Source organism: Levilactobacillus namurensis DSM 19117 (assembly GCF_001434785.1).
GTDB classification, from domain to species: domain Bacteria; phylum Bacillota; class Bacilli; order Lactobacillales; family Lactobacillaceae; genus Levilactobacillus; species Levilactobacillus namurensis.
Genome location: NZ_AZDT01000066.1, coordinates 60,533 through 73,803, shown reverse-complemented (window position 1 = coordinate 73,803; position 13,271 = coordinate 60,533). Strand labels below are relative to the sequence as shown.

General features: G+C 54.3%; 15 protein-coding genes. 4 read left to right on the top strand and 11 right to left on the bottom strand.

From position 1 onward, the window contains the following. Positions 1-595: 595 nt before the first annotated feature. From FD30_RS10805 to FD30_RS10795, 3 genes are all read right to left on the bottom strand, one after another. Positions 596-832 carry a cytochrome b5 domain-containing protein gene (locus FD30_RS10805; RefSeq protein ID WP_056945020.1) on the bottom strand — a complete coding sequence of 79 codons (237 nt, stop codon included), beginning with the start codon at positions 830-832 and terminating at the stop codon, positions 596-598. Positions 833-962: 130 nt separating this feature from the next. Next, complete coding sequence (locus FD30_RS10800) at positions 963-1,562, bottom strand: MarR family winged helix-turn-helix transcriptional regulator (RefSeq protein WP_056945019.1); 600 nt, start codon at positions 1,560-1,562, stop codon at positions 963-965. A gap of 159 nt (positions 1,563-1,721) precedes the next feature. Beyond that, positions 1,722-3,053 (bottom strand): dihydrolipoyl dehydrogenase family protein, encoded by a 1,332-nt coding sequence (locus tag FD30_RS10795; RefSeq protein ID WP_056945018.1) that lies wholly within the window; start codon positions 3,051-3,053, stop codon positions 1,722-1,724. A 283-nt stretch (positions 3,054-3,336) separates the two neighbouring features. Here FD30_RS10795 and FD30_RS10790 point away from each other — a divergent pair, with 283 nt between their 5' ends. Continuing rightward, a complete protein-coding gene (locus FD30_RS10790) occupies positions 3,337-3,753 on the top strand; it encodes a MerR family transcriptional regulator (RefSeq protein ID WP_056945017.1) in 417 nt (138 codons plus the stop codon). A 92-nt stretch (positions 3,754-3,845) separates the two neighbouring features. Here the strand turns inward: FD30_RS10790 and FD30_RS10785 are convergent, their stop codons facing one another. The 4 genes from FD30_RS10785 to FD30_RS10770 form a co-directional block, all read right to left on the bottom strand. After that, on the bottom strand, positions 3,846-4,862 hold the full coding sequence (locus FD30_RS10785; RefSeq protein ID WP_056945016.1) for an aldo/keto reductase: 1,017 nt from the start codon (positions 4,860-4,862) through the stop codon (positions 3,846-3,848). A 179-nt stretch (positions 4,863-5,041) separates the two neighbouring features. Beyond that, a complete protein-coding gene (locus tag FD30_RS10780; RefSeq protein ID WP_056945015.1) occupies positions 5,042-6,229 on the bottom strand; it encodes an NADH-dependent flavin oxidoreductase in 1,188 nt (395 codons plus the stop codon). A gap of 5 nt (positions 6,230-6,234) precedes the next feature. Then, positions 6,235-6,531, bottom strand: a complete 297-nt coding sequence (locus tag FD30_RS10775; protein WP_056945014.1) for a hypothetical protein — start codon at positions 6,529-6,531, stop codon at positions 6,235-6,237. 146 nt (positions 6,532-6,677) lie between these two features. Beyond that, positions 6,678-7,070, bottom strand: coding sequence for a winged helix-turn-helix transcriptional regulator (locus FD30_RS10770; RefSeq protein WP_024747885.1), 393 nt, complete (start codon positions 7,068-7,070; stop codon positions 6,678-6,680). A 142-nt stretch (positions 7,071-7,212) separates the two neighbouring features. Here FD30_RS10770 and FD30_RS10765 point away from each other — a divergent pair, with 142 nt between their 5' ends. Next, the gene (locus FD30_RS10765) at positions 7,213-8,301 is read left to right on the top strand and encodes a S66 family peptidase (RefSeq protein ID WP_056945013.1); all 1,089 of its coding nucleotides are present in this window, start codon (positions 7,213-7,215) and stop codon (positions 8,299-8,301) included. Between the two features lie 189 nt (positions 8,302-8,490). Continuing rightward, positions 8,491-9,132, top strand: a complete 642-nt coding sequence (locus FD30_RS10760) for an FMN-dependent NADH-azoreductase (protein ID WP_056945012.1) — start codon at positions 8,491-8,493, stop codon at positions 9,130-9,132. A gap of 74 nt (positions 9,133-9,206) precedes the next feature. On the opposite strand, the gene FD30_RS10755 is transcribed toward FD30_RS10760, so the two are convergent. Next, the gene (locus FD30_RS10755) at positions 9,207-10,190 is read right to left on the bottom strand and encodes a cation diffusion facilitator family transporter (RefSeq protein WP_056945011.1); all 984 of its coding nucleotides are present in this window, start codon (positions 10,188-10,190) and stop codon (positions 9,207-9,209) included. 32 nt (positions 10,191-10,222) lie between these two features. Continuing rightward, positions 10,223-10,984, bottom strand: a complete 762-nt coding sequence (locus FD30_RS10750; RefSeq protein ID WP_056945010.1) for a hypothetical protein — start codon at positions 10,982-10,984, stop codon at positions 10,223-10,225. A gap of 374 nt (positions 10,985-11,358) precedes the next feature. On the opposite strand from FD30_RS10750, the gene FD30_RS10745 reads away from it, so the two are divergent. Further along, positions 11,359-12,531 (top strand): iron-containing alcohol dehydrogenase, encoded by a 1,173-nt coding sequence (locus tag FD30_RS10745; RefSeq protein WP_056945009.1) that lies wholly within the window; start codon positions 11,359-11,361, stop codon positions 12,529-12,531. Positions 12,532-12,674: 143 nt separating this feature from the next. Here the strand turns inward: FD30_RS10745 and FD30_RS10740 are convergent, their stop codons facing one another. Together FD30_RS10740 and FD30_RS11865 are read right to left on the bottom strand one after the other, a co-directional pair. Then, a complete protein-coding gene (locus FD30_RS10740; protein ID WP_024747880.1) occupies positions 12,675-12,995 on the bottom strand; it encodes a hypothetical protein in 321 nt (106 codons plus the stop codon). A gap of 72 nt (positions 12,996-13,067) precedes the next feature. Then, positions 13,068-13,199, bottom strand: coding sequence for a hypothetical protein (locus tag FD30_RS11865; RefSeq protein WP_263862303.1), 132 nt, complete (start codon positions 13,197-13,199; stop codon positions 13,068-13,070). Between the last annotated feature and the right edge of the window lie 72 nt (positions 13,200-13,271).

Here is a 13,271-nt window from a genome sequence, read left to right as displayed (position 1 = left end):
GTTTCTTGCTGAACCGTCATCGCTAAGCGACAACTTAATTAATATAACATTTCGTTGTCATCTCTGTCAACAACTAATTTCAATCTTTCAAATTGGTCTAGTTGGTAACTCGTCGTGACAACGTATATAAGAATACCAACCACAGCGGCCCACGTCAACTAAAAAACACAAATAAATCGCGACTTTTTTCAAAGACAAATCTTATTGTACCGGCGTTCGTCAACGTTATAAATCGGCCGTGCGTTTCCTGGGTAATCATCAAAAACCGTTCGGGTTATTTTTTCGACCATCGATGTCCAATCTCTTTCATCCGCAACATTTTCTCCTTTTTGCGCTCCCCTCCCCTATTCAGCCCCTTAGAATCCACGGAATTGATCCGTTAGTCATTATTATAGTAGAAAGCCACCTGCAATTCCCCCACGACACCCCCGCAAACCCCTTTAAAGCAACTCTTGCACCCTTGTTAGGAACCTGCCATCCCTAATCCATTAAAAAGCTGGCTTCCATAGTCCCCCACCAACGTTTCAACTAGCAACAACCAGCCAACCACAAAAAAAGAAGCGTTCCTGCAGAACGCCTCCCCTAATCACTTGATCTATTCGGTTAAGGTTCCCATGACTGGCAGTTTCTGTAAGACGCCCTTACCATGCGGCGACTTTAAAATCGCCGCGGATAAATTCTTTCCGGCAACGTTGCCATGATGTTGACCACCGGCCCACGCATCCACGTTAGAGACGTCGTAGACCGTTCCGTCCACCGCCACGTAGGCCGGGTGACCATTCTGCCCATCAAACTGACTGAGTTCTGCGATCGTAAAGCTCTTTTCTACCATTCGTCAACACCCCGTTCGTTAAGTTGCTTTCAGTTTAGCTTACTTACGGGGCGCAAGCAATCAATCCGCCTTATCAGTTGATAACAATATGAACGACACGGTAGTCGCCCGCTCATCCGTGGCAGTCTACCTAGTCGTCATCCCCTGGCCGGTGACCTTCACGGAACATCCCCCGCATGTTAGGACCAATGCCACCACGCATGCCCATGCCACAGCCGCGGTGCATCTTGTGTGCTTGTTCCATAAACGTCCGAAAATCTGCTGACCGTTCCCAGTCACGTGGCTGCTTGGCTTCTAGGTCCTGCAAGAGCTTCTGCAAGATATCCCGTAATTGGGCCTGCTCCGAGTCGCTCAGCGTGGTAAAAATGGACTCAGACAATTCGTCCTTCGCCTTGTGCGCCGTTGCCAGGAATTTTCGCCCAGCATCCGTCAGAGAAATCAGGGTTACCCGTTTATCATCCGGTGACGGTTGGCGATCCACCAAACCCGCCCCTTCCAACTTAGCCACCAAGGCACTCGCGGAGCTCGGCCGGATGTCCAGCTCCTCTACAATATCGGAGTTCGTCAAATGGGCTTCTTGGGTCAACCGCTGTAAGACACGTAATTGATTCGAATTGCGTTCCGGCTCTTGGTCGTTGATCCGGGTACTCCGCATTGCCGCCGCAACAAATTCCCGTTGCTGAAGAAGTCGGCCAAATAGAGTTAGTAATTGTTGTGAATCGTAAGTCATCTAGAACCACTTCCGCTTTCTGCTTATTTAGTTAGCTAAAATATATAAAAACTAACTAAATGCAGTTTAAATCGTTAGTTAGTCTATGTCAAATAAAACTAACTAATCAATCAAAAAACAACCGTGCGCATCCTTAGCCGCACGGTTGTCATCATTCATTTAAAGTTGGCCCCACGCCGAAGCGCCGATAGTTGGGAACAGGTACACTAAGCGTTCCAATTCGGCCGGACCGTAGTGGAAAACGATGGCCGGCAGTAACGTGTTGATCACGTCCGGCGCTTGGTCACTGACCTCAGTGGCTCCGACCAGACGGTGGTCACGGTCAAAGATCAGGGCGTTGTCGCCCCCCGTTTCCTGACCCACCTGCCGGTACCAATCATCCGGAATATGGTGCGTTTCCACCGTGTATTGGTCGGGATGGGCCTGGGCTTCGGCAACCGTGACCCCGACTTGGGCCAGCCGCGGCGACGTAAAGGTCGTGGTCGGAATGGCCGGGTAGTCGATGGGCGCCGTAGTTTCGTCGGCAAACAAGTGCATCAGGTAAGTCGATTCAAAGATGGCCGTGGGCGTTAACCGCGGTTGAGTCTTATCGATTACATCCCCCGAAGCGTAGATGTTCGGCACACTGGTCTGTAAATGATCGTTGACCGTGATTCCGTTGGCCGTATACGCCACACCCAGGTCTTCTAAGCCCAAGTTCGCCGTATTCGGCAACCGGCCCGTCGCATCCAAGACCCAGTCAGCGTCTAAGACCGTGCCCGTGTTAGTGGTCAATTGTACTCCGGTGGCGGTGGCCGTAGCGGCTTCCACACTGGTGTTCCGCAGGAGCGTTACCCCTTGAGCCGTCAACTCGCGTAAGACCTGTTCAACAAATGGTTGGTGGAAGGACCGTAACGCTTGGTCCCCGTGAAGCACGACCGTCACGTTACTGCCTGCCGCGTTGGCGATGGTGGCGAATTCTAAGGCGATGTAGCCCCCACCAATCACAACTAAGTGCTTGGGCATCTCCGGCAACGCCAGGAAGTCCGTACTGTCGTGGAGTAACTCCTGCCCCGGAATCGCTAACCGGTGTGGGTGCAGGCCAGTCGCCAACACGATTTTATCGGTGGTGTAAGTGGTCTCCCCCACCGCAATCGTGTGCGCATCGGCCAGCCGACCGCGGCCGTTGATCACGTCTACGCCCACACTCTTCAATAGGCCGCCAATCATCGCGGGCAACCCGTCGATTACGGCATTCTTATGTGCCAGACTGGCATCCCAATGTAGCTGGGTCTGCCCCGTTAAGACCGGGTTCAGCGCTGCTAACTGCCGCTGTACGGCAACGGGGGCGTCCAACGTGATTTTAGCGTTACATCCCCGGTTCGGACAGGTTCCCCCGATCAAGCCTTCTTCAATGACTCCGACTTTAACCCCTTTACTGGCTAACGGAATGGCCCCGTCAAATGTGCCGTGACCGCTTCCCAAATACAAGACATCATACTGATACGTCATGAATTGCCGCCTCCCAAAAGTCAATTGCTTACAACTAAATTGTGTTCAACACTTAGTATTCTACGGACTCCCCCCTGAACTTGCAAGCCAGGAGCCTCCGCTTCCGTCACTAGGGGCTAGTTGATTGACTCACTTGACCAATTAGCAACTGCCATTTTCCATAATTGACCCCATCACCCACCAAACATTTAACTTGTCGTGCCTCGGTATCGCGCGTAAACTAACGCTAGTCACCGGCCAACCATCCGCTGGCCATCACAATCATTCCAAGGAGGCTTAGCCCTTGAGCTACAGTATTCACCAAGTTGCCGACTTACTTGGCATCTCAACCTATCGAATTCGCTACTACCACGATCACGGTATGTTGCCGTACGTCAAACGCGACGCACATAACAATCGCATCTTTGACGACAGTGACATCGACTGGTTGCGGATCATCATTTGTCTCCGGGCGACGGGTATGCCTGTCGAACGAATCTGCCACTACCTCGACTTAGTCCAGGAAGGCGACGCCACCATCCCAGAACGTTATCAGATGATGAAAGCCCAACAGGACCGCACGTTAAGCGAGATTCAGGACCTGCAGGATCACCTGACCACCATCAACTGCAAGGTCGACGGTTACGCCGAGATCCTCGCGACCGGTGCACCAGATAAATTCGCACCCCGGCGACCGACGCAGCCCACTGCCCAGTCCTAACTCGCCCCATCGCCGCTTGAATCTCAGTGGCTCAATCTCAAAACGCCTGCGTTCAACCGGTAAACTCCAGTTGAACGCAGGCGTTTTAATTTCTAATGAGCTCCCCAAGCAATGGGCCCCTGGTCCGCTAAAATCTGGTCGATTTCGTGCAGCTCGGCTGGTGTAAACGTCAGGTTCTTCAAGGCCGCCACGTTGGCTACGACCTGTTCGGGGCGACTCGCGCCAATCAAGACACAGGCAATGGCCGGCTCCCGCAGGTTCCAGGCCAACGCCATCTGCGCCAAGCTTTGGTGCCGGTTGGCCGCCACCGCATTGAGCCGCTTGACCGTGGTTAGGGTCTGGTCGACCTGTTCGGGGTGTAAGAACGGAATCGTGGCCTTGCGCGCCCGCGAATCAGCCGGAATGCCGTGCAAGTATTTATCCGTTAAGAGCCCCTGCGACAACGCGCTGAAGCCTACCGCCGACTTATGCGCCGCCTGCAGAACTGGGAACAAGTCCTGCTCCACGTCCCGGTTAAAAAGATTGTAGCGTGGCTGATGAATGATGAACGGCGTCCCTAAGTCTTGGAAGACCCGCATGATGGCTTGGGTCTGCGCACCGTTATAGTTCGAAATACCCACGTAGAGTGCCTTGCCTTCCCGCACCAGTTGGTCCAAGGCCCCCGCGGTCTCTTCGATATTGGTGTGTGGATCAGGTCGGTGCGAGTAGAAGATGTCAAAATACTCTAACCCCGTCCGGCGCAGGCTCTGGTCAGCACTGGCAATGATGCTCTTGCGCGACCCCCAGTCACCGTACGGACCCGGCCACATCGAATAGCCCGCCTTACTGGCGATGACCAATTCATCCCTGTAGGGGCGCAGATCGTCCGCCAAGATGCGCCCGAAGTTCTCCTCGGCGCTTCCGGGGACCGGCCCGTAGTTGTTAGCCAGGTCGTAGTAGGTAATCCCCAGGTCAAAGGCCTGGTGGATAATCGCCTTTTGGGTCGCCAAGGCGTCGACACTGCCGAAGTTGTTCCAGAGCCCTAGGCCCAACGCCGATAATTTTAAACCACTGTTGCCGACCCGCCGGTAGGGCATGGTTGCATAACGCTGTTCGTTTGCTTGATACATGTGAATCCCCCTCGAAAAACTGTTTAGCTTTAGGATACCGCTTTCATCACCCGGCTAACAGGTATTTCTGACTACGGGGTGGAGCGTCCCTTGACTAAACGCAAAAAAGGCGTCTGGACATGTATCCCAGACGCCTGCTATTTAACCCATTCAACATCGGCTAGTGGCCGTGAAGTGTCTTACATTTTCTTCTCGAATCCTTCCATCGGCGCCGCCTGATTCTGGTAATCGGCTGCCGCATTCGGGTCCGTGGTGAAGTGCATCACGGAATAGAAGGCCCCATTCAGGTAATCCTGCATGGCCCGCGGAATCTGCAGTTCATCCATGTCGGACGGGGACAACTGGTAACGGATGCTGGCCTCGTCATGGTCAGCGACCTTCTGGACCCACCGGGGTTCGCGGATCATCTCCCGTCCCATAGCCACTAGGTCCGTACCCAAGGCCAAAACGTCCTCGGCATCCTGGGGAGTCTCTACGGAACCCACCCCAATCAACGGCTTACGACCCGCCAACTGGTCCTTGATCTGGGTCAGAATCGGTGTCTTATCCGTCTTATCGTTCAACGACGTCCGGTGGGCGGACCCCATGGAAACGTGGACGTAATCCACCACGGAATCGCCTAACATATCGACGAAGGCCAGTGAATCTGCTAGCCGGATCCCTGGGGTCTCAATCTCCTCGGGTGAGATCCGGTAGCCTAACAGGAACGGCCGGTCCGCATACTGGTCGATGGCTGCTTGGGCACTGGCGATGACGGCTTTGGCAAAGCCCATCCGTGCCTGCTGGTCGCCGCCCCACTTGTCCGTCCGTTGGTTCGAGTTCGGGGAGAAGAACTGTTGTAACAGGTACGTGTTGGCCCCGTGCAACTCAACGCCGTCAAATCCGGCCGCAATCGCCCGCCGCGTCGCCGCGCCAAACGCCGTGATGATGTCGTCGATCTCGTCAGCCGTCAACGCCCGCGGTTCCTGAGAATCTGCCGGAAAAACGGCCCGCACAGCACTCGCACTGACCGGCTGCTGACCCCGGAGAATCTGGTCGTTGGATTTCCGACCCGCATGGAAGATCTGCAGAACTGCTTTGGTCCCGTTATGCTTCATGGCGTCCGCCAAGGCACTCAGTCCCGGGATGTCATCGTCGCTAGCAATCGACAATTCTCCCTCGAAGCCCTTGCCACTGGCGATCACGTTGGCGACTTCCCCGATGATCAGCCCCAGGTCACCCGAACGGGCCCCGTAAAAGTTGATCTCGTCGTTCGTCACCTGACCATCGTAGAAGCTCGACATGGTCGTGGTCGGGGCCATCACCATCCGGTTCTTGAGGGTGATGCCCTTCTTAAAGGTAAAAGGTGCCATAAATTGATAACTCATCCGTATTAACCTCCATTTTCTGTATGGGTACAGGCTAAGATTGCAGTGAAGACGGGCCGCAAGCTCTGTCCGGTAGGCGAGAGCGTCCAGACCCGCTGTTTCACGTGAAACACAATCAGGCGATGCCGCCAGAGTCCCCAGAGGGCCCCTAAAGTCAGCCACCAGCGATTACTGGTACCAGCGGGGGCTAACGCCGCGGTCGCTTGGGGGCCGTTCATCAGGCACAAGAGAATTCGCCATTGCCGCGGGTTTGCCACCAACGTCTGCACGACCCGTAGGCCTTCTAAGGCTTCTGTCGTCATACGTCACCTCCCTATGCTTCACAGTCTACCGTCCCGTTGACACCCAGAAAAGTAGGCACTTTTTAGTACCCCCGGAGATTCAAACCGATTACTATTAGATAAAAAAAGCGGCCGGGAATTTCTTCCCAGTCGCCCAATCAGTCATGCTAACGAGGTTGCAGTAGCCGTTCAAACCCCTTATGGTCGTTGCGAATTCCGACGTCCAGTTGGCCCGCTTGGTGCAGCTCGTCCACGTGGTGTTCGCCCCAGACGGACATCTGTACCAGGACCGTGCCTAGCGAACGCCCCATCTCGGTCAGACGGTAGGTCACCTTAAACGGCGCCTTGTCCCCGGCCACCTGGCGGTCGACGATGCCATCAGCGGCGAGTTCACGCAACTGTTGCGTCAAGACCTTCTGCGAGATCTGCGGCAGTTCGTTCCGCAAATCGCAGGTCCGTTGCGGCCGCATACTCAAATGGCAAAGAATTTGCGGTTTCCATTTCCCACTGATCACGTCTAAGGTCGCTTCAACCCCCATGTTGTACATCTTCTTTGCCATCTGCGGCGCCTCCTCAAGTTGTTTTTTCCATTGTACCCGCTCTTCTCTCATTTGGCGAGTAGGTACCTTCAGGTAACCCTTGGCAAGGTCCTCGTCTAAGCGTAGACTAGACCCCAACTCACACTATCGAGGAGGGATTGGTATGTTCAAACCAGCACCGTTACATCCCGGCGACCACGTGGCCGTCGTCAGCCTTTCAGCCGGGACCTTGGGGGAACCGTTCGCCGCTCACGAACTTAAGCGCGGCCTCCAACGGCTACGGGCCCTCGACCTGGTTCCCGTCTGCATGCCCAACAGCCTCAAGGGCGTCGCCTACCTAGCGGCCCACCCAGAAGCTCGGGCCGCCGACCTCAAGCAGGCCTTTCTGGATCCCAGTATCACGGGCATCATCTGCGCCATCGGAGGCATCGAGACCTACCGCCTAGCGCCCTACCTACTGGATGACCCCGAGTTCGTAGCCGCCGTGCGCCAACACCCTAAGCTGTTCACCGGGTTCTCCGACACTACCGTAGACCACCTGATGCTCTACCAGTTGGGCCTGACCACCTACTACGGCCCCAGCCTGCTCAACGACTTCGCCGAGCTGGGCCCCGAACTGTTACCCTATACGGCCCAGACAATCCATCACTACTTCACGAACCCCGCCACGACGGCCATCACCAGTAGCCCCGTCTGGTACCAGGAACGCCAGGACTTTTCCGCAGACGCCCTGGATACGCCCCGGATCAGTCACCCCGAAACGCAGGGGTACCAAGTCCTACGGGGAACCGGCGTGGTTAGTGGGCCCCTCTTAGGCGGTTGCCTGGACAGTCTGTATAGCCTAATCACGGACACCCGCTATCCCGACGAGCCCCTGGTGAATCAACGTTACCACCTATTGCCAACCGCGAACGACTTTGCCGGAAAACTCCTCTTCTTAGAGACTAGCGAGGAGCAACCCACGCCCGCGACTTACCGCCGCATGTTGGAGGCCCTCAAGGCACGGGGTATCCTGGCTGCCGTGGCCGGCATTCTGACGGGGAAGCCTCAGGACAACCATTACCTAGCCGACTACGCCGCCATTCTGCAAGACGTCACGGCCGACTTAGGGACGCCTCTGATGGCGAACTTAAACTTCGGTCATGCCTACCCACGCACGGCTTTACCGTACGGCGTCACCGCCCAGCTTGACCTGGACCACGCAACGTTGACCGTGACCGAGCCCTACTTTGTGGGCCCCGTCTTTGACTAAATTGCACTAATTTCTAGCTCCCGTTGCGGTGCCACGCAACGTTTAACGTGACCGACTTTCCCCCGCCACTCAAGGGCCAAGCCGGTCACGTTTTTTGGTCCCCTCTTTCATCCGAAAACAGCCCACCATCTTTTAAATGAAAGCGCTTTCTGATATACTGAACTTATCGTTAAGAAAAGAGGAGTTATAATGGCTAAAGTCTTAGTAATTTACGCTCACCCTGAAACGAAAACTTACTCCACCACGGATAAGTTCTACCAACAGTTCATCACGTCTTATCGCGAAGCCCATCCGGAAGACACCATCATCGAACACAATGTCTCCGAATACATGCCGTTCCCGCTGAACAAGATCGCCGTTTCCATCTACAACAAAGCCCTAGTCAACCAACCGCTGAACCCCGATGAATCCCGGTTCAACGATGCCCGGCAGCAGTGGATCGACGAGTTCATCGCGGCCGACAAGTACGTCTTCGTCAACCCGATGTACAACCTCTTCATCCCCAGTGAAATGAAGAGCTACCTCGACATCGTGATGCAGGTCTCCCAGACCTTCCACTACACCGATCAAGGCATTATGGAAGGCCTGTTGCACGGGAAGAAAGCCATTCACCTACAGACGGCCGGGGGCGATTACCACGGCTCCACGGGCCGTCCCGACCTGAGTCAGTTGGACCTGGGCCACCAGTACATTGGGGCCGTGCTCCACGTGATGGGTGTGGACGACTTTACTGGTCTCTACGCCGAGGGCATGGACCAGTCGCCCGCGCACGCTCCCGAGATCATGGCCGCGGCCTTTGACCGGGCTGAACAGGCGGGACGTACCTTCTAATCCTCATACTAGCTCCCAAACACAAAGGGATTCCGGAAATGTCACCATTTCCGGAATCCCTTTTTCAATGGTCCCTACTTCTGAACGTCAGGTACCGCCATCACGTCGGTATCGACAATGCCAAACTGACGGCGCATCTGCTCCTCGATTGCTTCGCCTAACCGGTAGCTGTCCTGAACCCGCATCTCTGGGTCGACCGCGATGATCACGTCTAGCGTGACCATATTGCCGTTATAGTGCGCCTTAATGGCGGCCACGTCCCGGACTCCCGGCCATTGCGCAATGACCTGCTTGAACGTCGCCTCTTCTTGCGGGTCGAAATAATCCGCCAAGTTCAGGCTGCTCTCGCGGAAGATCTTCACGCCCGCCGTCAGGATAAACATCCCGACCACCAGGCTCGCGACTCCATCGAGCCATTTGAACTGGAACCATAGTGCCCCGCCAATGGCGACCAACGTGCCCAGACTGGTCAGCGCATCGCTCAGACTATCCTGCGCGGCCGCACTCAACGCGGCGTTGTTCAACCGGCGCCCGGCGCGACGGTTCAACCACCAGACGCCCAGCATGATAACCAGCGCAACCGCGGCCCCGACTAAGGTAATCGGTCGCGGAATCTCCTGCTCCTCCGGATGGATCAAGCTCTTGAGCCCGCTAAAGAGGACGCTGAAGGAGATTCCTACCATGACGATACCGGTAATCAGCGTAAAGACCGTTTCGTAGTGAAACCGGGTCAGCTGAAGTCGCTGTCCCGCCTGCGGACTGTCTTCCGGTAAGGGTTGCCCCAACAGGTCGTCATCGTCCACGTCACGGGCGATAAAGATGCCTACCAGCAGTAAGGCCGCCGAAATGATTCCGGATAAATTATTCAACGCATCCGCGCGTAAGGTCTGCGAATGCCCCACAACCGCCAAGTAAAACTCAATTACGGAAATCGCCAAGTACGCCGCCACGTTAAGCCAGAGATGGTTCTGCGCCCGGCGTAACTTTTGTAGTTCGCTGGCCTGAGTCGCCCGCCACTGCGCAGCTTCCGCAACATGGTGCTCATGAAATTCTTGCATGCAACCGCCTCTTCACCTTAAGGACGCCCAGGTTACCCCTGCGTCCAAACTTCATTGACTAAGTCGTGGTGATACGACTGGCCATCAGTCAAGACGGTACTCCCGTCGTAGGCCGTGTAGCCGTAATAGGTCTCGTTCTCCCCGTTACTCCAAGTCACGTCGATTTCCACGTTGGCGTCGATGGTCTTGGTATCGTTGGTCCCCGACGACACATCGTAAGACAGGACGCCCTTGGCCCCCGAGTCCTTGATGGTCGCGTAGCCGTGAAAGGCCGTACCGTCGTTATTGTTCTGGATGACCGTCCCATCACTATCGATGTCGAGGTCGGCTTGAATCCGATCCCCATCGTCATCGTTATAGAAGGCATAGTCCCCGGTGAACTTCGAATAACCGTCAAAACTATCGTTGGTGCCGGTGGTCCGCTGCGTGGTGGACCCGCCGGTCGTGGTGACCGACTTGGAAGTCTTATCATCCTTCAACAAGAACTTATCATTGCTCTTCTGTAAATCAAAGAATTCCGTCTTCAAAGTACCAAATCCCTTGCCATTAAGTTCGGCGACGTTGATTTGACTGAGCGCCTTGTTCGATGCTTGGTAATGGCCCGTTGCGTTGGCCTTACGGGCCGTTTGGATGATCGACTCGTCCTTGGCTAACTTACCTGATTTTGCGGATGTCTGGGACTGACGTGCCTGATGCGTCACGTTCTTGGGCGAACCGAACAACGAGCAACCGGACAAGCCGACCGTTACGGTAACCAGTAATGCCCCCACGGCCCACGTATGATGTCTTTGCATGTAAACCCCTCCTAGGTTCATTTTGTTTCGATTTGAATATGTATAGTTCCTTAATTATTTTAAGTCAATCGTAGCGGGACCTCAATCCTTCCCCCCGATTTCTGAATCTCACCCCAGTCGAGTTTAAATCATGCGCTCGGCAGCGAAAACTTTGTTTAGTTTTTCATCATTCAAAACAGTCTTTTGAAAACGACTATTTTAGTTTCTTTTTAAATTATTCATTGGGCACAACGCCTGATATACCAGGATTTTAACGGTCGACTAACAAACTTTTTGTCGAAAACGGTTGCATACTGTAAGTTTCTAAGTTATAATTCACTTGTGAATAAGGTATTAAAGATTTTCAAAACTTCTGAAAGAAGGCATTTTATATTATGGCTGAACGTAGTTATGATTTTCTGATGCCCAGTGTCAACTTTTTTGGCCCTGGCGTTATTAGCAAGCTTGGTGACCGTGCCAAGATGTTAGGTATGAAGAAGCCCGTTATCGTGACGGACAAATTCTTGGAAGGCATGAAAGATGGTGCCGTTCAACAAAGCCTGAAGTCTTTGGACGCCGCTGGTGTGGATTATGTGATCTACAACAACGTGGAACCAAACCCTAAGATTCGTAACATCAAGGAAGTTAAGAAGCTCTATGAAGACTCTGGTGCGGACTCCATCATTACCATTGGTGGGGGTTCAGCGCACGATACGGGTAAGGGTGCCGGTATCATCCTGACCAACGGTGATGACATCACCAAGTTGGCCGGCATCGAAACGCTCGACAAGGCTTTGCCACCACTGATCGCCGTAAACACCACTGCCGGGACTGGTTCCGAACTGACCCGTCACGCGGTAATCACCAACGAAGAGACCCACTTGAAGTTCGTCGTGGTTTCTTGGCGGAACATTCCGTTGGTTTCCTTCAACGACCCAACTCTGATGCTGGATGTGCCTAAGGGCTTGACGGCTGCGACTGGGATGGATGCCTTCGTTCAATCCATCGAACCATACGTCTCCGTTGACCACAACCCCATCACCGACTCACAATGTATCGAAGCCATTAAGTTAATTGAAACTTCCTTACGTGAAGCCGTTGCGAACGGCCACAATCTGGAAGCCCGGACCAAGATGGTCGAGGCTGAAATGTTAGCCGGGATGGCCTTCAACAACGCCAACTTGGGTTACGTTCACGCCATGGCTCACCAATTGGGTGGCCAATACGATGCCCCTCATGGTGTCTGCTGTGCATTGCTTCTGCCTTACGTTGAAGAATACAACATCATCGCTTGCCCAGAACGCTTTGCTGAATTAGCAAAGATCATGGGTGAAAACACGGATGGCTTATCAACCCGTGACGCTGCTGAATTGTCCATCAAGGCCATGAAGCAAATGTCTCAAGACGTTGGTATCCCGGCTTCCATCAAGGAAATCGGTGCCAAGCCAGAAGACTTCGAACTGATGGCTGAAAACGCCTTGAAGGACGGGAACGCCTTCTCCAATCCTCGTAAGGGGACTAAGGAAGACATCATCAAGATCTTCCAAGCTGCTTACGACGCAAAATAAGCTTAAAATTTTAAATTGATTGATCTTACAAAACCCCTGGTAGTCAGCCGACTGCCAGGGTTTTTTAGGACCTTAGTGACTAAAAAAACGACGCTTTCACCACCCGGGTTGGTTGATGAAATCGTCGTCTGAAGTGAGTGCCATTAATTCCAATCGTCACGTTGCCCACGCCGCGCGCGGTGCCCCGTGGCGTGCTTGCGACTCGCCCATTCCTGAGCGGCTACCTTTTCCGCGTGTTCGCGGCGCTTGGTGCGGTTACTCTTAGGCCGCGGTCCCTTCGCCTTACGGACCCGGTTCCGCGTGGTCACTGCCTTTTTATGTTCGACCAACATGGCCGCATCGGCTTCCTTTTGGTTCAACAGGCCGCGTTCTACGCTGGTCATATACTTCTGCCAAATCTCCGGTCCAACCTTTTCCTTGAGCTTCTTCCGCCGAATAGCGGCTCTATCTGATGACTCTGCCATGAGGGGTGCCTCCAATTTCCGTGTTTTGATACCCTAGTCTACCACAATCGACCGGCGCTTGGCCGTTGTCGATCACTTCTTTCGCCTACCAGACCCGTGGCGCAAGATGCCTTCCGCGAAGAATCCGACTACCAGTTCCAGTAGCGTAGCCAACGTGCTGCTCTCCCAGATACCGCCTAAGATTCTGCCAACTTTCTTCACCATTATCACCCCACTAACGTCCGGTTCCGTTCTCCTCCAGTTTACCTGAATCTACGCCAGCTGTCAGGTCCGCGG